Origin of the sequence: Rhodococcus sp. PML026, from assembly GCF_000963615.1 — a bacterium.
In the GTDB taxonomy this organism is placed as follows: Bacteria; Actinomycetota; Actinomycetes; order Mycobacteriales; family Mycobacteriaceae; genus Rhodococcoides; species Rhodococcoides fascians.
The window spans coordinates 288,812-308,333 of record NZ_KQ031373.1; the positions used below are offsets into that span (position 1 = coordinate 288,812).

Here is a 19,522-nt window from a genome sequence, read left to right on the forward strand (position 1 = left end):
GTGTGCGACGCCTTACAGCGGCCGGGCCCTGTCGATTTCGCTCACGATTACTAAGGTGATGGCCGTGACGACAGGGAACCCAGGCGGCGGCCAGTTCGATTTCGCGCATTCCGAGCAGGCCGCGAAGAGCCGACAGGACAAGGCCACCGCTCTGGCGCGCTACGTCTGGGAGCGCGGCATCAGCGGCGCGGAACTGCTCGATCTCACCGACGCCACCCGTCGAAAACTGGCCCGCGCAGCCGACCTGCATCCACCGAGCACGATGGAAACGTGGACCATCGTGGCCGAGTTGCTCGACCGCAAATCCGCGTGGGCAGCCGAGCACCCGGGTCACGACGGGGCGACGCCCCAGCACGCCGACGAGAAGATCATGTGGGTCAAGCCGCCGATCACCCCCTGGACCTAGACGAGCGAGTCCTCCCACGCCTCGTGCAGGTGCGCGAAGCGGCCCTCTCCCGCAATGAGGTCCGCCGGGGTGCCGTCCTCGACGATGTTCCCGTCCGCCATGACGAGGACGCGGTCCGCGATGGCCACCGTCGACAAGCGGTGCGCGATGATCAACGCCGTCCGGCCCTGCAGAATCGTTTCGAGTGCGCGCTGCACCAACCGCTCGCTCGGGATGTCGAGACTCGACGTTGCCTCGTCGAGCACGATCACCGACGGCGCAGCGAGGAACACCCTCGCGAACGCCACCAATTGCCTTTGGCCCGAGGACAATCGGCCTCCGCGCTTACGCACGTCGGTATCGATCCCTTCGGGGAGCGAGGCGATGAACTCGGTCAGTCCGACTGCCTCGGCGGCAGCGCGGACCTCGGCGTCCGTCGCGTCGGGACGCCCGAGGCGGATGTTGTCGGCCACCGAGCCGGAGAACAGGAACGATTCCTGTGTCACCATGACGACGTTGCGGCGCAGGTCCTCGTCGGAGATGTCGCGCATGTCGATGCCGTCGAGTCGCACGGATCCGGAGGTCGGATCGTAGAAGCGCGCCAACAGCTTTGCCAACGTCGACTTTCCGGCTCCGGTCGCGCCGACCATGGCAACCACCTGACCCGCCGGCACGTGCAGCGAGAACTCCGGCAGCACGACGCGCTCGGTGCCGTAGGAGAAGTGCACGTCGTCGAACGTGATGTCTCCCTTCACCGTTCCGATCGACACCGGGTTCTTCGGGGCAACCACCGACGGTTCTTCCTCGAGTACGCCGGAGATCTTCTCCAGCGCAGCCGCGGCCGACTGGTAGGCATTGAACACCATCGCCAGCTCGTCGAGTGGGCCGTAGAACCGGCGAAGGTACAGCACGTACGCGGCAAGCACGCCGACGTCCATGTGCCCGTTGATCACTCGCCAGCTACCGAACACCAGGATGATCGCCAGAGTGACGTTGCCGATCCACCGAACGATTCCGGTGTAGCTCGCCATGCCGCGCAAGGCCGCGGTGGTGGCGTCTCGGTACTCCGAGTCCTCGGTCTCGAGGATCGCGTCGTTGCGACCTTCACGCCGAAAGACCTGCACGGCACGGATTCCGCCCATCGACTCCACGAAATGAACCACCACACGCGCGATCGCCACCCGTGTTCGACGGTATCCCTGGCGTTGGCGTCGCTGTGACCACCGGGTGACGAGCACCAGCGGTACGAAGCCGGCGAGCACGATCATCGCCATCGGAACATCGAGATACACGAGGATGACGGCAATCGAGACCATCGACAGGATGGCCGTCAACGCGTCGTTGAGCGCACTTTCGAGCAGTGTCTGCAACGACTCCACGTCACTGGTCAACCGCGAGATCAACCGTCCCGACGTGTATTTCTCGTGGAACGACAGACTGAGTTTCTGCGCGTGGTCGAACACGCGTCCACGAAGGTCGTAGAGAATGTTCTGACTGAGTCGGCCCGAGACGGTGAGAAACGCGTAGGTGGTGAACATTCCGAGCAGGCCGAAGCCGGTGTATCCGCCCACGGCCCACAGCAGCGGACCCCAATCACCCTGTCCGGCAGCACCGACGCCGTTGTCGAGGGCGTAGGCGACGAACAGCGGGCCGGCCACATAGGTGATGTTGTCGATCAGGATGATGACGAAAGACAGCAGTGCCTGCTTCTTGTACGGGCGCACCAGCGAGGCGAGCAACCGCCGAGAACGCCCGGCCAACACCAGGTTTCCGGTGGCGTCCACCTCCGAGTCCTCGCCGCCCACTCCCCGCCAATCTGCGGTTGCGGTCTGCTCAGCCATGGATCGACCCCATCACGTCGCGGTACCGCGGCGACGACGCCAGCAGTCCCTCGTGCGTTCCCTGCTCCACAATTCTTCCGTTCTCCAGATACAGCACCCGGTCGGCCAACGCTGCAGTCGACGGTCGGTGTGCCACCAGCAACGTCGTCGAATGGGCCAGCACGCGACGTAGTTCCTTCTGCACTTTCGCCTCGGTGTCCACATCGAGTGCCGAGAGCGGGTCGTCGAGCACGAGCACCCGAGGCTTGCCCAGCACCGCACGGGCCAGTGCGAGTCGCTGCCGCTGCCCGCCCGACAGACTCATGCCCTGCTCACCGATGCGCGTGGCCAGGCCCCACGGCAGCCGGTCGACGAATTCCGTTGCGTGGGCAATCTCCAGTGCCTCGGTGATCTCGGCATCGGACGCGCCGGGAGAGCCGAGCGCGATGTTCTCCCGCGCACTGGCTGAGAACAGCACCGGATCCTCGAACGCTACCGACACGATCGAGCGCAGATCGGCCAGCCGCATCGACGCCACGTCGATACCGTCGATCGAAATGGTGCCCTCGGTGGCGTCGAACAAACGAGGAACGAGGTTGGTCAGTGCCGTCTTTCCGCTGCCGGTGTTGCCAACGAGCGCGACGGTCTCCCCCGGCTCGACGACAAAACTGACATCGGTGAGCAGCGGAGAGGACGCGTCGGGAAATGTGAATCCGACGCGGTCGAACTGCACTCGGCCACAGATCGTGTCGGGCAATTCGACGGGGTTGTCCGGATCCGTCACGGTCTCCGGGGTGTCGATGATCTCCCAGTACCGATCCGCCGCGGTCCGCGCGTTGTTCAACTCCGCCAGCAGGTATCCGAAGGATTCGATCGGCCACAGCAGGAACGTGACGATGGCGATGGCAGCGACGAGTGTGCCGACCGTCATCGTGCCCTGCACGATCGAGTAGGTCCCCACGGCCAGAATCGCGCCGATGGTGATCGGCTGCAGTCCGACGATCACCGCCCAGATGATCGCGAGATAGCGCACCTTCTTCAGCTCGGTACCGCGAAGAGTGTAGGCCTGACGCAGAAACTGCTTGCCCAGGTGCGCACTTCGCCCGAACGCCTTCAGAACGCGGATGCCCTGAATGGACTCCTCGACCGTCGTCGTCACATCGCCCGCTTGGTCCTGAGCATCACGCGCGACGACGCGGTACAGCGTCTCGAACCTGGTGCAGGCGATCACCAGCGGAACCGATGTCACCAACATGATCAGACCCAATTGCCATGCCTGAACGAGCAATACACCGATACCCACGACGAGCGTGACGGCATTGATGATGATGAACGGGCCGATGAACGCCATGAACCGGCGCAGCGACCCGAGATCGGCGATGGCACGGGAGAGCAGCTGACCCGATTCCCAACTCTCGTGCGCCGCGACCGACAGCCGTTGCAGCTTGTCGAATACCGTTGCCCGAGCAATGATCTCGAACTGACTGGAGGGGCGGGACACCAAGTATCGCCGCACCCAGATGCCGGCCGCGTCGATGGTGCCGAGCAGCAGGATCAAAGCCGCGGGCCACCACACCGCGGAAAAGTTGCGGTCGGCGATGGGCCCGTCGATGACGCGTTGCATCACCAGCGGAATGACGAGGCCGGTCAGGGTCGCGATGAGCGAGACCACGATGGAGCCGATGTAGAACCACTTGTACGGGGCCAGGAACGGCGCGAAACGCTGCAGCGACGTGGGTGTCCGCGCAGCATTCGGGTTCGACTCAACGACGGTTGGGGCTTCGGGGTCGAGCACACCCGTGGACACGTGTTGTTCTCCTTATTGCGGTGCCCGAATGATTTCATTGCTCAGGCTCAGTTTCCAACCGATTTTCGGCGGCGTGCATTCCAGTGTGGAACCTCGAGCGCGGTCGAGGTCAAGTTCGACCGACGCTCAGCTCGTGGACGCTCAGCGCACCGGCTCTCGAGTAACGTGAACCCGTCGGGCGAGAGAAGGGCATACGTGAGCACACGGTCGATGGTCGGGTTGTTCGCCGGTATCGGCGGGCTCGAGCTGGGGTTGGCCGAGGCAGGGTGGACGACGCAGCTGTTGTGCGAGATCGATCCGGGTGCCGGCGCGGTGCTGTCGGCGCGGATGCCGAACGTTCCGCTGCACACCGACGTCACCACGCTGCGCAGCCTGCCCACCGGCACCGAGCTCGTTGCTGCCGGCTTCCCCTGCCAGGATCTCTCCCAGGCCGGACGGACCGCAGGCATCACCGGGGCTCGCTCCGGGCTGGTCGACGAGGTGTTCCGGCTGGTCTCACGTCGCCGTGGCCCGCGGTGGCTGTTGATGGAGAACGTGCCGTTCATGCTGCAACTCGGACGTGGCGCAGCCATGCGACACATCACCGATGCGCTCGAGGACCTCGGCTACATGTGGGCCTACCGCGTCGTCGACGCCCGTGCGTTCGGGTTGCCGCAGCGTCGACAGCGCGTGGTGATGCTGGCCTCGCGCACCGACGATCCGCGTGAGGTGCTGTTCTCGCAGGATGCCGGGCCGTTGCCCGACGGCGATCCGAGTACTGCGCCCTGCGGCTTCTACTGGACCGAGGGCACCCGCGGACTGGGCTGGGCCGTCAATGCGGTCCCCACCCTCAAGGGCGGTTCCTCCCTCGGCATCGCCAGTCCGCCGGCCGTGCGGTTGCCGTCCGGGGAGATCGTCACGCCCGGCATCATCGGGGCCGAGCGGCTGCAGGGGTTCGATCCGGACTGGACGCTGCCCGCGGTCGAGCGCGCCGGGGTGCGCACCGGGCATCGCTGGAAGCTCGTCGGGAATGCCGTCAGTGTGCGGATGGCGTCGTGGGTGGCCGGTGCACTCGACGACCCGAAGCCCTACGACGTCGCAGGCGATACCGCATTGCTGCCCGGTCAGGCCTGGCCGACGGCCGCGTGGGGCCGAGACCGCGCGAGCTTCAAGGTAACCGTCTCGACCATGCCGGTGCACGAACCGCCCGAGGACCTGATCGACTTCCTGGACGACTCCACCCTGCTGTCGGCGCGAGCCACGGCCGGGTTCCTCAAGCGCGCGCGAGCCGGCAACCTCCGCTTCGCCGACGGCTTTCTCGACGACCTCGACGCCCACCTCGAGCGCATGGGTGGGTACACGCAACGGGTGTCGGTGTGAGCGCGAAGCGCCCCGTCACCGATGCGAAAACCAGTGCACGGCTCAGCAAGCAACGCCGCCGCGACACCAAGCCAGAAGTGGCGCTGCGTCGAGAGTTGCACCGACGAGGACTGCGCTACTTCGTCGACCGCGCCCCGCTGAAGGGCATGCGGCGTCGAGCAGATCTGGTGTTTCCCCGTCGCAAAGTGGCGGTCTACGTCGACGGCTGCTTCTGGCACAGTTGCCCCGTCCACGCGACGAAACCACGCAACAACGCCCAGTGGTGGGCCGACAAGCTGGCTGCCAACGTGGCCCGCGACCGCGACACCGACACCCGCCTGATCGAGGAAGGCTGGCGCGTCGTGCGGATCTGGGAACACGAGGACCCGGTCGTCGCCGCCCAACGCGTCGTCGATGATCTCGCTGCAGATCCGATAGTGACCGACTGAAACCCACAGCACTCCCCGCGCGTCCAACCTGATGATCGGTCGATTCGAGTCGGGGGATGAGGACAGTGCGTAAAAGTTGGGTGCTTGCGGCGATGGCAGCGGCGATGTCGGTATCGACCAGTGGATGCGCGGTGGTGTTGCTCGGCAGCGCGTTCCCCGCCGGCAGTGCGTCGCCGGCGGGACAGAACCGGTACGGATTCGAGATGTCGGAGGCAGACCGCTATCTGGCCGACTCGGTGGCCTTCGTCCGCAGCCTCGATCCCTGCGGATTCCTCACCGAGGACGACCTCACCGCCCTCGGCACCGTGGTGCAGCTCCGACCGGACGGCGAACTGAGTAGCTGCTCGGCAGAAGTCGACCCTGGGCGATCGGACGTCACGGACTCCGTGTCGATCAAGCTGAACGGATACCAGCCGACGCCGGCCGACCCGAACTTCGAGCAAGTCACGATCGGCGACGAACAGGTGTACCTCGACGACGCCTCCCGAGGGACGTGTCGCGTCAGCTTCCCGCTTCGCGACGAGTTCGACGGCACCACCTCCGGGCCCATGGACGATGTCCTCACCGAATCCGGTCGTAGTTTCGCCACGATCGACGTCTATCTTGCTGACGGAGACGCCTGCAGTGCAGCGAAATCCGTTACCGAGACCGCACTCGGCCTCGTGAGCGATCCACCACTCCGTGCCGATTCCAGGTACAACCTTCCGTTGGCCACGAAGGATCCGTGCAGCGTTCTGGAGCATCTGCCCGAGACCTGGACGGTCGACCGGTGGAACCCTGCCGCGGATCCGTACGGCTGCCACTTCGAGGCGTCGTCGGCGACGTTCGAGGACAACTTGGTACTGCTCGACGTCGCGCTCACCTACGACGACAGCGACTTGCGTTCGACAGATCGCGAGAAGATCCGGCAGGGCGGTTACACCGTGGAGACTCGCGACTCGGATTCGGTGTGTTCGGCCGACATCGTGTTGGGCAACCCCGTTCTCGGCCTGCCCGGTAACGACGACTCGGCCGCGCGTTACGCCCGCACGGTTCCCGAGCTGTCCGTCATGGCGGACGACTGCGACTCCGCCGTCGCGCTGGCGGTGGCAGCTGCCGACGAGCTCACTGGTTAGCCTTGGTCGGTGCGCTCGAAAACCGAAGGTGTGGATATCCGCCGAGTAATCGCGGTGGTGTTTTTGATCCTCGCCGGGTTGCTGTACTCCGCGTGGGTGGCCGAATTCTTCCTCGATACCGGGCTCGACCCGGCCCGATCCTTCCTCAGCGAACTCGATGCCCGCGATCAGCCGTACCGCGAATTCTTCTCCACCGCAGACGTGGTCACGGGTTCGCTGATGATCTTCGCCGCCGTGCTCGGCTTCCTCGTCAGCCCTCGCCGACGGCTCGTCGTCACCGGCTGGGTGGCGTCGGGCATCTTCGGTATCGCCACCATCGCCGACGCGAAGCTGCCCCTCGAGTGTGTGGCCGCCGATGATCCGAGCTGCCCGATCGAGCCCAGCGGGTTGTTCCCCCAGCTTCATCATCTTCACGCTCTGACGAGCACCATCGCGGTGTTCGCGATCTTCACGGTCATGATCGCGTTCACGCTCGCCGCATTCCGCTATCGGGCCTATCCCCTGCTTCGGACGCTCGGTGTCGCGGTGCTGGCCATCACGGCCCTGGCCACGGCGTGGCTGTTGATCGCCGACAACCTTCCCGGCGATCACGGCCTCGGTATCGCTCAGCGGGTGCAGGTGGGCGGGATGTCGGCGTATCTGGTGGTGCTGGGGTGTGCGCTTAGACTCGGCGCATGTCCTTCACCGCGACAGCACTGAACGGGTCCAAGGTCGAGCAGTACCAGCAGCTCGCCGAGCAGGCCAGGGGCCTCGTCTACGAGGAATCCAACCTGATCGCCAACGCCGCCAATCTCTCCGCGTTGGTCTATCACGCTCTGCCCGAGGTCAATTGGGTCGGCTTCTACCTGTTCGACGGCGCCGAACTGGTAGTCGGTCCGTTCCAGGGCCAGCCTGCCTGTGTTCGCATCGCGCTGAGCAAAGGGGTCTGCGGCGCTGCCGCGACCACCCGCGAGACACAGCGAGTGGCCGACGTTCATGCCTTTCCCGGCCACATCGCGTGCGATGCGAACACTCGCTCCGAGGTCGTCGTTCCGCTGTACCAGGGCGAGAAACTGATCGGTGTCTTCGATCTGGACAGCCCGATACCCGATCGCGGCGGTGTTCCTCGGTTCGATCAGCTAGACGCTGCCGCCTCGAAGAACCAGGCCATGACCAACGCACCGGGGTCGACGACGCCTCGCGCGGCCTCACCGACATAGCTGGCGCGGCCGCGGTTGGCGGTGATGTCCTTGGTCGATTCGGCTCCGGTCTTCGCGGCGTCGGCGGCATCCTGCAGGGTGCCGCCGCCTTTCTCGAGCGCGTCGACAGCCGGGGCAATGGCGTCGATCATTGTCTTGTCGCCCACGCGGGCTCCGCCGAGTTCGGTGATGCTGTCCAGTCCGGCCCGCGCGGCCGCTGCGACAGCCGCGGCCGATGGCTCGGTGTCGAGCATCGTTCGGTAGAACTGCCGGAACCAGATGCCGAACAGTGCGCCGGACGTACCGCCTGCGTGGCCGAGGTAGGCCTCGCTCACCGCCTCGAATACCGTTGCTGCCGAGTAGGTTTCCTTGATCGCGTCGAGGTCGAGTTGTTCGAGTGCGGCCACCATGTTGGTACCGAAGTCGCCGTCGCCCGCCTTGCGATCCAATTCGGTCAGAGCGGGCTCCTCGTCGAGTACCCGCTGGGCCCACGACCCGATCCACTCCGAGACGAATGCCGATTTCTCTCCGGTGTCGGACGGCGAGAACGTCGGCCCGAATGCGCCGCGCTCGCCCACCGGTTTCGCACCTTGGCTCTGCGCGTTGGGCCAACCGGGCGCATCGGTGGGGGCGTCCCAGAGTTCGAGCATCTCGTCGTCGGCGCGCACCAGAGTGATGGACGCTCCGCCCATGTTGAGCGCGGTGACAAAACTTCCGACGAGTGAGCGGGTTATCTCGATGCCCTTACCCGCGAGGTACTCCGCGAGTTCCCCGAACAGCAGATGCAGTTCGAGCGGATGCGTTGCGCCGAGCCCGTTGACGATGGCGATCACCGATTCGCCCGAGTTCAATCCGAGCGAGCTCACGATGGGCTCGGTCAGCTTCTCGACGACCTCCTGAGCAGGCAGCCGGGACACCCGGTCGGTGCCGCGCTCACCGTGGATACCGATGCCGAGTTCGATTTCCTCCTTGGGCAATTCGAACGACGGCCCGTCGGCACCCGGTAGCGTCGGCGGGTTCAATGCGACCGCCATACTGCGTGCGTTCTCCGCTGTTCGACGCCCCAGCGCGACCACCGCCTGCAGGCTGTCGCCGCGTTCTGCCGCCGCGCCGCACACCTTTTCGACGATGATGGTCGCGGCAGTGCCACGGCGACCCGGGCCGTCCTCGCTCTCGCTGGCCACGTCGTCGTCGACGAGAACAACATCGGCCGCAATACCGTCTTCCTGCAACAACTCTCGGGCGATCTTGAAGTTCATCACGTCGCCGGTGTAGTTCTTCACGATGTGCACCACTCCGCCGCCGGAGTCCACGGCCTTGGATGCCTCGTGTACTTGGAGGGCGTTCGGTGACGTGAACACCAGGCCGGGGCACGCGCCGGTGAGCATGCCGCGACCGATGAATCCGGCATGCATCGGCTCGTGGCCCGATCCGCCACCGGACAGCAGCGCGACTTGACCGTCGGAGATGCGATAGCGACGGGTGAGGAATCCGGGATCGGCGTGCCAGGTGACGTCGTCGGTGGCGGCCACGAAGCCGCGGAGGGCGTCGGCGACGAATGTTCGAGGAGAATTGGAGAACATTCCTTCACACTAAGCCTCCATTCCCGGCTTCGGTGAGCTGCCGGGCCGCCGCGCGTCTACAGTCGCGAAGATGACCACCGAGACCTGGGCTTTCGACGCATCGGACGGCGGGCAATTGGCTGTTCGGACGGATGTCACCGGAAGGGCATCCAAGATGGGGCATCGACTCACGATTGCGGTGACCTCCTGGACCGCGACGGTCGAGTGGTCCGGGGACGCCCCCACCGCGGTGTCACTGACCGCCGAGGTCGGCTCACTCGAGGTGATCCACGGCGAGGGTGGACTGACACCGTTGATCGGTCCGGAGAAGATCATCGCAAAAGCCAACGCACTCAAGACCTTCGACGCCAACAAATACCCGACAATTCGATTTCGTTCGGTGGAGATCACTGCCGTTGCCTCCGGATTTCGCTTGGCGGGTACCGCCGAGATACACGGTGTCTCGAAGGAGATCACCGTGGACGTGGACGTGGACGTCACCGACTCCGGCGACAGATGGCAGATCGGTTCCGAAACTACTGTGCGTCAAACGGATTACAACATCACGCCGTATTCGCAGATGTTCGGAGCCATGAAGGTGGCAGACGAAGTGACCGTGACGTTCGACGCCAAGTATCGCAAGCCCTGAGCCTTCCCAATTCACCTGCAATGGTGGACACTACGGCGGTGAACCGAAATCGATGGACGATCGGATCGTGCGCATCGGCCCTGGTGTTGGCCGTAGCCCTGACCGCAGGCTGCAGCAGTCCGGCGGCCACGTCCCCCGATGGACCTCCCGGAGTGAACGTCAACGGAGTGGGCGAAGTCCAGGGTGCACCGGACACGTTGACGACTCAGATCGGCGTTCAGGCCACAGCCGAGGACGTCACTGCCGCCATCGAACAGGCCAATGCTGCGGTAACCGAGGTGACCGACGCAGTGATTGCCGCCGGCGTCGCACGCGAGGACATTCAGACGCAGCAGGTGTCGATCGATCCGCAGTACTCCGGAGCACTGCCGGGCGGCACCTCGGCCATCTCCGGATATCAGGCCACCAACACGTTGCAGGTCACGGTGCGCGACCTGTCGAAGGCGTCTGCAGTCCTGGGCGACGCCACCTCCGCCGGTCGCAACGCGACCCGAATCTCCGGGGTGTCGTTCAAGATCGACGACGATTCCGAGCTGATCACCGATGCCCGGTCCAGGGCGTTCGCCGACGCCCGCGATCGCGCCGAGCAGTATGCGTCGCTCGCAGGCGGCGAACTCGGTGACGTTCTGTCGATCACCGAGTCGATCACCGGTCAGGAACAGCCGACGAGCTTTCGCGACTCCGCTTCGTTCGACACGGCAGTGCCCATCGAACCGGGACAGCAGACCGTCAGCGTGTCCGTGTCGGTGAAGTGGGCGCTGAACTAGCGCAGCGAGTTACTGCCGCTGCAACTATTGCTCCACTGAAGAGGTTGCACACCGGGGATTTGCCGACTCGAGCCCTGGAGTGGAGCACAAGTTGCAGGATCACCACGCACGGGCTCAGCCGGCCGGCGGGGGCGGCAGCCGGTAGTTCACCGGGGTCGCCGAGAAATCCACCGGATTTCGGACGCCCTCGGCCGCTGCCCCGGGAACCTCGATGCGTGGTTCGAGCCCGAGTGATTCCGCGAACGCGAAGGCCTCCTCGATGGAATTGACCGGCCCGGCGGGAACGTTGCGGGCCATCAGCTCTCGATACCATTCGTCCGCAGTACGCGTCTGCAACGCCGAGTTCAAGATGTCGACCAACTGATCTCGATGTTCGACACGAGCAGAATTGGACGAGAAGCGTTGATCCGCTGCCACATCCGGGGTACCCAGCACGTCGACCAGCGCCTGGAACTGCCGATCGTTGCCCACGGCCAACGCGAGCGGTCGATCGGCGGTCTCGAACACCTCGTACGGCACCAAGGACGGATGCTTGTTGCCCATCGGAACCGGCACGGTGCCCGCCCCGAGATATGCCGCCGACTGATTGCTGAGCGCGGACAGTACCGACGCCATCAGCGAGGTGTGCACCTGCTGACCCGCACCGGTGTTCGATCGATGATGCAGTGCGGCAAGGATTCCGCTCAGCGCATGCAGACCGGTGACGATATCGACCATCGCCACGCCCACTTTCGTCGGTGTGGATGCGTCGGGGCCGGTGACGCTCATCAGCCCGCCGACGGCTTGGACCACCAGATCGTATCCAGGAAGAGCAGCACCGCCGCCGGTACCGAAGCCGGTGATCGAGCAGTAGATCAGGCCGGGGTTCGTCTGCGCGACAGCCGAATAGCCGAGACCGAGCCGGTCCATCGTTCCAGCGCGGAAGTTCTCGATCACGATGTCTGCGCCCGCGACGATCTCACGGGCCTCGGCCACACCGCTCTCGGACTGCAGGTCGATGAACCGAGACGTCTTGTTCCGATTGACCGAGTTGAAATACGTTGCCGTACCGGCAGAATCGTAAGGCGGGCCCCACAATCGGGTGTCGTCACCGGTACCCGGTCGCTCGATCTTGATCACGTCCGCGCCCATGTCACCGAGCATCATCGTCGCGTACGGTCCGGCGAGCACACGAGAGAAGTCCGCGACCACGAGGCCGGTGAGCGGACCGGTGGCGTCTGTCATCGGTCCACTGTATTGCGCGGCCGGCTGCAGTTCAGTTCAGGTCCGGAACGAACGCTGCCAGGACGGCAACCATCGTGTCCACGATCTGCTCGATAGGTGGACGAGGCGGAGCAGTGCGGGACCAGTCGGAGACGATCTCGGTGAGCGCACCGAGGAATGCCGTTGCGGCCAAGCGGTATCCACCCGGGGGAACGAAATCGGAACCGACTTCCGAGCGCAGGGTGTTCTCGAAGAACTCCACCCACTGCGCACGACGGCGCGTCCGATGCTGTTCGACGGCATCGCTGACACCCAGCATCTCCAGATAAGAGATGCGCGCCCGACGTGGGTCACCTCCGATCGATCCGACCAGGGCCGTCATCGCTGCGACGACCAGAGAGCGACGGTCGCGGTCGACCTGCTCGTCGAGTGCGGCGACGACGGCGGCCAGCGCGTCGTCTTGGATCAGGTCGTAGACGTCCACGAGCAGCGCCTCACGGTTGGCGAACTCACTGTAGAACTGACTGCGCGCGAGGCCGGCCGCGGCGCAGATGTCCGCAACCGAGGTGGCGGCGTACCCGCGTCCCCCGATGACCTCGATAGCCGCGTGCAAGAACCGAGCTCGTCGATCGGCTTTCCGAACAGCGGAGGATCGTCCGGCGTAGATGCGGCCCTGATCATCGGCGACAGTCACCGAGGGAGTCTACAGGCGACGCACCGTTCGCAGCCCCGCTGATGGGTTCCATCACGACCCGATCGGCTTCCCGAACAATCCGGCGATTATCTCGCCGACGGCCGCGACGAACGTCGGGTGTGCACGCGTGTCGAGCGCCATCGAGCCGACATCGTTCGTCCGGCAACCCGGTTCCACCGGAACACCGGCAAATCGGTCGCGCATCCACAACACCGCACTCGGAAAAGCGATCAGCTCCAAGCTGATGTGCTCACTGAAATGATCGCGGGTGTAGGTGACGTCGGCACCCAGACGGCTGCAGTACGACTCGACCATCGCGTTGACCGGCCCGATCGGCACCAGCCAGTCCGGGTTGGAATGGTAGACGTAGAGCGGCATGTTCGGAGTGGTGCGGCCGAGCTGCATCGCGGACAGGGCCTTCTTCACCACCGGTTGCTGGATCGGGTCGCCGTCGGTGTGCAGCAAGCCTTTCAGGTTGACGAACGGCAGCAGCGCCGACGAGTAGCCGACACAAAGGTTGTCCTTGGCCGCGAACAACGTTCTACCGAACGGGTCGACGTGTTCGTCGATGAAGGCGGCCAACTCGGGACTCTCGCGGCTGGCACCGATGATGCCGGCGGCGACGATGCCCGATCCCAGGGTGTTGTTCGCGTTGTCGACCAATGCCCCGAGTTCGGCCGGGGTGCCGCCCTCGGTGACTCCGACGATATCGAGCTCAGGGGCGTAGTTTTCGGCCAGTTCTGCTGCGTGCCCGGTGGCGATCGCGCCACCGGAATAGCCGCTCATCCCCACCTTGGTGGCCTCCCCGGCCAACTGCATCGGCGCGAAGTTCTCGGCAGCTCGGATGCCGTCGAGTGTGATCCGACCGGCGACCGGCCCGGCGGCGAACGAATTGTTCGGGCCCTGATGATCGGGTACCGACACCGCCCATCCTTGCGCCAACGCTGCCTGCACTTCGAGGAATTGAGCGCCCGACGTCACCGCGCCGGTCACCGGCCAGGGGATGGCACCCGCTCGCATCGCGTACGACGGAGCGCAGTAGGCCGCGAGAGAATCCTCGGCCACCTGGATGGAGATCAACGGACGCGGTGCCGCAGGCACTCCCCGCGGCTTGATGACCGTGGTCACGGCGGCGATCGGCTCGTCGCGCCCGTTGTTGGACCGGAACGACAACTGCCACGCGTCGACCTGCGTGGGAATGACGTTGAGAGTAGCCAGCTCGACGGGCCGTGCGGCGATGACCTGGCCCGGCGCGGCCGCTGCCACCACGTCGGCGGGAGGAAGGTAGAAGTCGGTGTCGAACTCGGGAATCTTCGGCCACGTGAGCGGCGGCAAAGGCGGCTGAACCTCCACACCGGCCGGACCGCTGGAATCGGGTGCAGCGGAAGCGGGGCTGGTCGTAGCGGCAACGGCGGCGGCTACGGTCGCCACACCGATCGCTACCCGCAGCGTCCAAGATCGGGCAGAAGACACGGCTGTACTCCTTCGCGCCGGACAACGGGGTCCACAGGACGCGCGCCCGGCGACATTTCGTACAGCGCATCCGACAATCTTGGACACCGATGTCCGAGATGGTGCTCAGAACTGTAGAGCGAAGTGGCGTGGATAACAATCCCCGAGCCGAAAAAGATTCAGAACTGAATCGAGCCCAAGTGCACGGGGTAGTTCCCGTTCGTCACGCGACCGCGAAAGACCGCTTCGCCAAACCGAACTGGAAGCCGGTGATGGCCGTCGTCACCGGAGCTTCCGGATTCTCGGCGGCACCGAGGGTGACGAACAACGGCGTGAAATGTTCGACGGTGGGGTGCGCGTACGGCATTCCCGGTGCGGCACTGCGGAAGTCGGCGAGAGTCCCGACGTCACCGCGAGACAAGGCGTCGGCTGCCCAGAGGTCGAAGTCCTCGGACCACGTCGGCACGGTATTGGTTGCGAAATTCTCCCGGGACAGGAACGGCAGTCCGTGGGTCATGAACCCGGAACCGATGACCAACACACCCTCGGCCCGAAGTTCCTTCAGCGCAGCGCCTATCGCCATCAGCCGATCGGGGGCGTGCGTCGGAAGGCTCAATTGCAGAACCGGGACATCGGCGTAGGGATACATGACCTTCAGCGGCACCCAGGCACCGTGATCGAGTCCGCGCGCGGTGTGCCGATGCAGGTTCTCCGACGCCGGAATGGCCGCGGCCACCCGTGCGGCCAGTGCCTGAGCGTCGGGAGTCCGGTATTCCATCGAGTAGTAACGCTGGGCAAATCCACCGAAGTCGTAGACGAGTGGTGTCGCCGCAGCCGTCGCGGACAGGCTCAACGGGGCCTCTTCCCAGTGTGCGCTGACGATCAGGATCGCCTTCGGCTTGGGCATCGACTGCGACCAGGTGAAGAGTTCGTTCATCCAGAGCGCGTCGTCGAACACCGGGGGTGCACCGTGGCTGATGTAGAGGGCAGGCATCGGACCGTCGTTCGGGGTCCACATCTGCTGGGATCGGCTCGCGGGTGCGGTATCGGCGAGAAATGCGTCGAACGCTGCGCCCGCGATCGGCGGGTTGACGACAGATGTCATGATCGGTCCTTCGAGTGCTCAAGTTGAACCTTCAACTTACCACTCGAGTCCAATCACGACAACATCGGACCAGCCGGTCTGGACCGAACCACACTGTGGGTGACCTCAGCGCCCACTATTAGTGCTGAAATACCTTTTCCCGTTTGTGAGAGCGAATTGTGGACGCTCACGTCAGTGCTCCACGCCGAGGACACGGCTACTCCACGACGACGCGGCCACCACCGGGAAGGTTGGGCGTGTCCGTCGTGATCGTGAGATCGACACGGCCCGCACCGGTAGCGAGAGTGATCGGCTCGGTCGATATCCCACCCGCCGAACCGGATCGGCCGTTGTCGATGTTCGTCCACACCACGGCCACCGGAACCGGCAGCAGGCCGACCGCTGACGAGCCCATGTCACCCGCACCAGAAATCTTGCTCACTGTCGTCACCGTGACCTCCCCTGCCTCGATCACCGTCGCCGTTGCCTCGACCGGCCCCGACCCGAAACTGACGCCGTGTTGCAAGAAGACGAATGCCTGTACCGGCCTGAGCTCCGTGGTGGTTGCGGCCGACGCGATGCCCGCCGACCCCAGCGTCAGGGCTCCCGCCACCAATGGTGCCGCCACGAGGCGAAGGACTCTATTTCTCGAAAACGCGATGCTCCCCATTTCGTCGAATTCGTCCGCTGTTCGAGAACATCCTGCAACGGACCAAGCGGTATGTAGACCCCTCGGGTCCTAGGCTCGGCTGTATGCCGGATGTCTACCGCGCCCCGATGCCGAATGGCGTCGAGCGTGCCCTCACCTACGGACTCTGCGGCATGTCAGCCGACGACGAACGCTCGCTACGACGGGTCGAGCGTTTCGAGCAGGTCGCGGACGGATCTTTCGTCTGGACGCGAACCGAGCACGGCGAGTACTTCCTCGGCCGAATTTTCGGCCCACTGCGGGAAGATCACAGCGCCGACGCGGTGGCGTCGAACCTGATCTTCGTCCGTGACTGCGAGTGGATCGGCGAGCCTGTTCCCGAACACGAGGTACCCGCCGCGACGCTACGCACATTCGCGCGCGGCGGGCGAAATTTTCAGCAGACGCACGACCCGCAGGTCGGTGCAGAGTCGGCTAGCGTGTGGCGAGCGCGAGGTCGCTGACCTGGGGATCGACCTGTACGACGGAGTAGCCCTGGATCTCGAACTTGTTCTCCCCCTCGGGCGGTCCGAGCACGGCGCGGACGATCAGGGTCGCGGCGGCAGCGACGAGTGCGATCACGATGACCACTGCTGCCACGATCAGCAGGGTGCGGGGGCCACCGAACAGGTTCTTCGAGCTCATGGGTCCATCATGGCCCCTCCTCGGTGGGACACGAATCTCGCTGCGGGAGTAGTAAAGGTGTTGATCAGATGAGATCGTGGCTACAGTGAATCCGTGACCGACGCACCCGAGCCCGATTTCTGGTCGTTCATCGACACTGCCAACAACACACTGGCCCGGGAGTACGGGTTCGAGCATCAGCTGGCCACCGAGGTTCTGCTGACACTGAACCGAGCGTCGAACATCGTCACGTACGACCTCGAGTCGACGGTTCATCGCCCGCGAGGCTGGTCATGGTCGTCGTTTCGGCTGATGTTCGTCACGTGGCTGGCCGGCCCGATCGAACCGCGACGAGCAGCCGAACTGACCGGCATGAGCCGCGCCGCCGTGTCGAACCTGTCCAAGACACTCATCTCCGGCGGCCTGCTCGCCAGCACGCCCGACGAGAAGGACGGACGTTCGGTGCGCCTCGCCCTGACCGCGCTGGGGCACGACGAGATGGTCGAGGCATTCGCCGAACAGAACGAACGGGAGAACGCATGGGCCAGCGCGCTCACCGAACCCGAACAGCGAATCCTGGTGATGCTGTTGACCAAACTGATCACCAACCGCAGCCAGTTCGACGTCCGGGGGCGTAACTGAAGGTTGCGTAGATCACGTCAAAGTAGTTAATGTCTTTACTACAAGCGGTGACAGAACTCAGGAGAGAGCACGTGGCCTACTACCGGCAGCTCGGATCGGTACCGCCGAAGCGGCACACCCAGCACCGAACTCCCGACGGCAACCTCTACTACGAGGAGCTGATGGGCGAAGAGGGCTTCTCCTCGGATTCGTCTCTGCTGTACCACCGCCACATACCGTCGGCCATCATCGATGCCACGGTCTGGGACCTGCCCGATCAATCGACGACGCCCAACCATCCGCTCGTGCCGCGGCACCTGAAGTTGCACGAGCTGTTTCCCGAATCCACGGTGGCGGACACCGACGTCATCACCGGCCGACGCCTCGTTCTCGGCAACGCCGACGTCAGACTGTCCTACGTCGTCGCATCGAAAACTTCACCGCTGTATCGCAATTCGATCGGTGACGAGATGGTCTACGTCGAATCCGGTTCTGCCACCGTCGAAACGGTGTTCGGTACTCTCCAGGCGCAGCAGGGTGACTACGTGCTCATTCCGCGTGCGACGACGCACCGTTGGATTCCCGACGGCCCCCTGCGCGCCTACGCCATCGAGGCCAACAGTCACATCGCTCCACCGAAGCGGTTCCTGTCGAAGTACGGCCAGTTGCTCGAGAACGCTCCCTACTGCGAACGCGATCTGCACGGCCCCACCGAGCCTCTACTCGCCGACGGCGAAGACATCGAAGTACTTGTCAAGCACCGTGGTTCGACGGGCATCGTCGGAACCCGCTACGTCTACCCGCAACACCCGTTCGACGTGGTGGGGTGGGACGGCTGCCTGTATCCGTACACGTTCAACATCTCCGACTACGAACCGATCACCGGCCGTGTGCATCAACCGCCGCCTGCGCATCAGGCATTCGAGGGGGCCAACTTCGTGATCTGTAATTTCGTTCCGCGCAAGGTCGACTACCACCCGCTCGCAATTCCGGTGCCGTACTACCACTCCAACGTCGACTCCGACGAGATCATGTTCTACGTCGGCGGCGACTACGAGGCCCGCAAGGGTTCCGGAATCGGCCAGGGATCGATCTCGGTGCATCCGGGCGGTCATGCTCACGGTCCGCAACCCGGTGCATACGAACGCAGTATCGGCGCCGAGTTCTTCGACGAACTGGCCGTCATGGTCGATACTTTCCGCCCCCTCGAACTCGGTGAAGGAGCGCTCGCGTGCGAGGACACCGGGTATGCGTGGACGTGGGCAGGCCGGGGGCCGAACCGATGATCCCGAAGTTCTTCCACCGCCTGTGCGACGACGCCGCTGCCTTCCCTCCCGGCAATGCACCACTCGATGTTGCTGCAGCACAACATCTCGAGTACCGGGCGAGTTCTTTCGCAGACCTCGTCGGCCCGTTGGTCGTTCCGATGGACCGGGTGCACGAACTCGTCCTGGGCGCCCGGATGGAGGTCGCGTTGACCGCACCTGCCGGTCCGGGCAGCGTGGAGGCAGGCCTACGCGCCGCCGACCGGACCGCCGGCGTGACGGTCGTTGCCGTCGAAGTGGCCGTACCCGACGGCACGAACATCGACGCCTTGCGCAACATCACTCAGGACATCGACATCTATGTCGAAATCCCCCGAGACTCCCGACGAGACGACATCTTCGACGCAGTCGACGAGTTCGGGTATCGCGCCAAATTCAGGACCGGCGGCGTCACGGCCGACGAGTATCCGGACGAGCGAGAGCTTGCCGGGTCCATCTACGAGGCGGCACAGCGCGAGGTCCACTTCAAAGCCACCGCGGGTCTGCACCACGCCGCCCGTAACACCGATCCCCACAACGGTTTCGAGCAACACGGTTTCCTCAACGTGATCCTCGCGGCGCAGGCCGCACACAGCGGCGCACGCGTCGGCGAGCTCGAGAAGATCCTGGCGATCCGGGACGCCGACGTCCTCGCCGGTCTCGTCGCCGGGATCGAGGGTCAACGCGCCTTCGCCTCGTTCGGCACCTGCAGCATCCGCGAACCGCTGGACGACCTGGTCCGCCTCGGACTCGTCCCACCTCAGTGAACCAAGGAGCGCGCC

The 19,522-nt window shown here is 64.7% G+C and carries 21 protein-coding genes; 12 read left to right on the forward strand and 9 right to left on the reverse strand.

Features of this window, described 5'->3' with window-relative positions; genetic code table 11:
- The first annotated feature begins 58 nt into the window (after positions 1 to 58).
- Complete coding sequence (locus VF34_RS11965; protein WP_032368652.1) at positions 59 to 406, forward strand: hypothetical protein; 348 nt, start codon at positions 59 to 61, stop codon at positions 404 to 406.
- Here VF34_RS11965 and VF34_RS11970 read toward each other — a convergent pair.
- Positions 403 to 2,226 (reverse strand): ABC transporter ATP-binding protein, encoded by a 1,824-nt coding sequence (locus VF34_RS11970; RefSeq protein WP_045841464.1) that lies wholly within the window; start codon positions 2,224 to 2,226, stop codon positions 403 to 405. The two genes, VF34_RS11965 and VF34_RS11970, sit on opposite strands and share 4 nt — an antisense overlap.
- Entirely contained in the window at positions 2,219 to 4,012 is a 1,794-nt protein-coding gene (locus VF34_RS11975; protein WP_045841465.1) for an ABC transporter ATP-binding protein, read from the reverse strand. The genes VF34_RS11970 and VF34_RS11975 overlap by 8 nt, the downstream gene beginning before the upstream one ends.
- A gap of 210 nt (positions 4,013 to 4,222) precedes the next feature.
- Between VF34_RS11975 and VF34_RS11980 the strand changes: the two genes are divergently transcribed.
- Genes VF34_RS11980 through VF34_RS12000 form a run of 5 tightly spaced genes read left to right on the forward strand, consistent with a single transcriptional unit; the run spans position 4,223 to position 8,113 of the window.
- Positions 4,223 to 5,371 carry a DNA cytosine methyltransferase gene (locus tag VF34_RS11980; RefSeq protein ID WP_176456770.1) on the forward strand — a complete coding sequence of 383 codons (1,149 nt, stop codon included), beginning with the start codon at positions 4,223 to 4,225 and terminating at the stop codon, positions 5,369 to 5,371.
- Positions 5,368 to 5,799, forward strand: coding sequence for a very short patch repair endonuclease (locus tag VF34_RS11985; protein ID WP_032388004.1), 432 nt, complete (start codon positions 5,368 to 5,370; stop codon positions 5,797 to 5,799). Before VF34_RS11980 ends, VF34_RS11985 begins: the two co-directional genes overlap by 4 nt.
- Positions 5,800 to 5,855: 56 nt before the next feature.
- Positions 5,856 to 6,914 carry a hypothetical protein gene (locus tag VF34_RS11990; RefSeq protein WP_156158519.1) on the forward strand — a complete coding sequence of 353 codons (1,059 nt, stop codon included), beginning with the start codon at positions 5,856 to 5,858 and terminating at the stop codon, positions 6,912 to 6,914.
- Positions 6,915 to 6,923: 9 nt separating this feature from the next.
- Positions 6,924 to 7,613, forward strand: coding sequence for a DUF998 domain-containing protein (locus tag VF34_RS11995; RefSeq protein ID WP_231578216.1), 690 nt, complete (start codon positions 6,924 to 6,926; stop codon positions 7,611 to 7,613).
- Positions 7,589 to 8,113, forward strand: a complete 525-nt coding sequence (locus VF34_RS12000) for a GAF domain-containing protein (protein ID WP_045841468.1) — start codon at positions 7,589 to 7,591, stop codon at positions 8,111 to 8,113. Before VF34_RS11995 ends, VF34_RS12000 begins: the two co-directional genes overlap by 25 nt.
- Here VF34_RS12000 and dhaL read toward each other — a convergent pair.
- Complete coding sequence (gene dhaL, locus VF34_RS12005; protein WP_045841469.1) at positions 8,029 to 9,675, reverse strand: dihydroxyacetone kinase subunit DhaL; 1,647 nt, start codon at positions 9,673 to 9,675, stop codon at positions 8,029 to 8,031. The genes VF34_RS12000 and dhaL overlap by 85 nt on opposite strands.
- A 70-nt stretch (positions 9,676 to 9,745) precedes the next feature.
- Here dhaL and VF34_RS12010 point away from each other — a divergent pair, with 70 nt between their 5' ends.
- On the forward strand, positions 9,746 to 10,303 hold the full coding sequence (locus VF34_RS12010; RefSeq protein ID WP_045841470.1) for a YceI family protein: 558 nt from the start codon (positions 9,746 to 9,748) through the stop codon (positions 10,301 to 10,303).
- A 38-nt stretch (positions 10,304 to 10,341) separates the two neighbouring features.
- On the forward strand, positions 10,342 to 11,070 hold the full coding sequence (locus VF34_RS12015) for an SIMPL domain-containing protein (RefSeq protein ID WP_231578217.1): 729 nt from the start codon (positions 10,342 to 10,344) through the stop codon (positions 11,068 to 11,070).
- A 114-nt stretch (positions 11,071 to 11,184) separates the two neighbouring features.
- Here the strand turns inward: VF34_RS12015 and VF34_RS12020 are convergent, their stop codons facing one another.
- From VF34_RS12020 to VF34_RS12040, 5 genes are all read right to left on the reverse strand, one after another.
- Positions 11,185 to 12,294 carry a CaiB/BaiF CoA transferase family protein gene (locus tag VF34_RS12020; RefSeq protein ID WP_045841472.1) on the reverse strand — a complete coding sequence of 370 codons (1,110 nt, stop codon included), beginning with the start codon at positions 12,292 to 12,294 and terminating at the stop codon, positions 11,185 to 11,187.
- 31 nt (positions 12,295 to 12,325) lie between these two features.
- Complete coding sequence (locus tag VF34_RS12025; protein WP_032368661.1) at positions 12,326 to 12,967, reverse strand: TetR/AcrR family transcriptional regulator; 642 nt, start codon at positions 12,965 to 12,967, stop codon at positions 12,326 to 12,328.
- A 51-nt stretch (positions 12,968 to 13,018) separates the two neighbouring features.
- Positions 13,019 to 14,440 carry a lipase family protein gene (locus VF34_RS12030; protein WP_052718665.1) on the reverse strand — a complete coding sequence of 474 codons (1,422 nt, stop codon included), beginning with the start codon at positions 14,438 to 14,440 and terminating at the stop codon, positions 13,019 to 13,021.
- A 202-nt stretch (positions 14,441 to 14,642) separates the two neighbouring features.
- Positions 14,643 to 15,524, reverse strand: a complete 882-nt coding sequence (locus VF34_RS12035) for a dioxygenase family protein (RefSeq protein ID WP_032368663.1) — start codon at positions 15,522 to 15,524, stop codon at positions 14,643 to 14,645.
- Positions 15,525 to 15,720: 196 nt separating this feature from the next.
- Entirely contained in the window at positions 15,721 to 16,131 is a 411-nt protein-coding gene (locus tag VF34_RS12040) for a hypothetical protein (RefSeq protein WP_032368664.1), read from the reverse strand.
- Positions 16,132 to 16,256: 125 nt separating this feature from the next.
- Between VF34_RS12040 and VF34_RS12045 the strand changes: the two genes are divergently transcribed.
- Positions 16,257 to 16,655: a hypothetical protein gene (locus tag VF34_RS12045; RefSeq protein WP_032373314.1), complete on the forward strand. Its 399-nt coding sequence runs from the start codon at positions 16,257 to 16,259 to the stop codon at positions 16,653 to 16,655.
- On the opposite strand, the gene VF34_RS12050 is transcribed toward VF34_RS12045, so the two are convergent.
- The gene (locus VF34_RS12050; RefSeq protein WP_032368666.1) at positions 16,627 to 16,836 is read right to left on the reverse strand and encodes a hypothetical protein; all 210 of its coding nucleotides are present in this window, start codon (positions 16,834 to 16,836) and stop codon (positions 16,627 to 16,629) included. The genes VF34_RS12045 and VF34_RS12050 overlap by 29 nt on opposite strands.
- Positions 16,837 to 16,929: 93 nt before the next feature.
- Between VF34_RS12050 and VF34_RS12055 the strand changes: the two genes are divergently transcribed.
- From VF34_RS12055 to VF34_RS12065, 3 genes are all read left to right on the forward strand, one after another.
- Positions 16,930 to 17,457, forward strand: coding sequence for a MarR family winged helix-turn-helix transcriptional regulator (locus VF34_RS12055; protein ID WP_032373313.1), 528 nt, complete (start codon positions 16,930 to 16,932; stop codon positions 17,455 to 17,457).
- Positions 17,458 to 17,528: 71 nt separating this feature from the next.
- Positions 17,529 to 18,722, forward strand: coding sequence for a homogentisate 1,2-dioxygenase (locus VF34_RS12060; RefSeq protein ID WP_032373312.1), 1,194 nt, complete (start codon positions 17,529 to 17,531; stop codon positions 18,720 to 18,722).
- The gene (locus VF34_RS12065; protein ID WP_052061288.1) at positions 18,689 to 19,507 is read left to right on the forward strand and encodes a hypothetical protein; all 819 of its coding nucleotides are present in this window, start codon (positions 18,689 to 18,691) and stop codon (positions 19,505 to 19,507) included. Before VF34_RS12060 ends, VF34_RS12065 begins: the two co-directional genes overlap by 34 nt.
- Positions 19,508 to 19,522 lie beyond the last annotated feature (15 nt).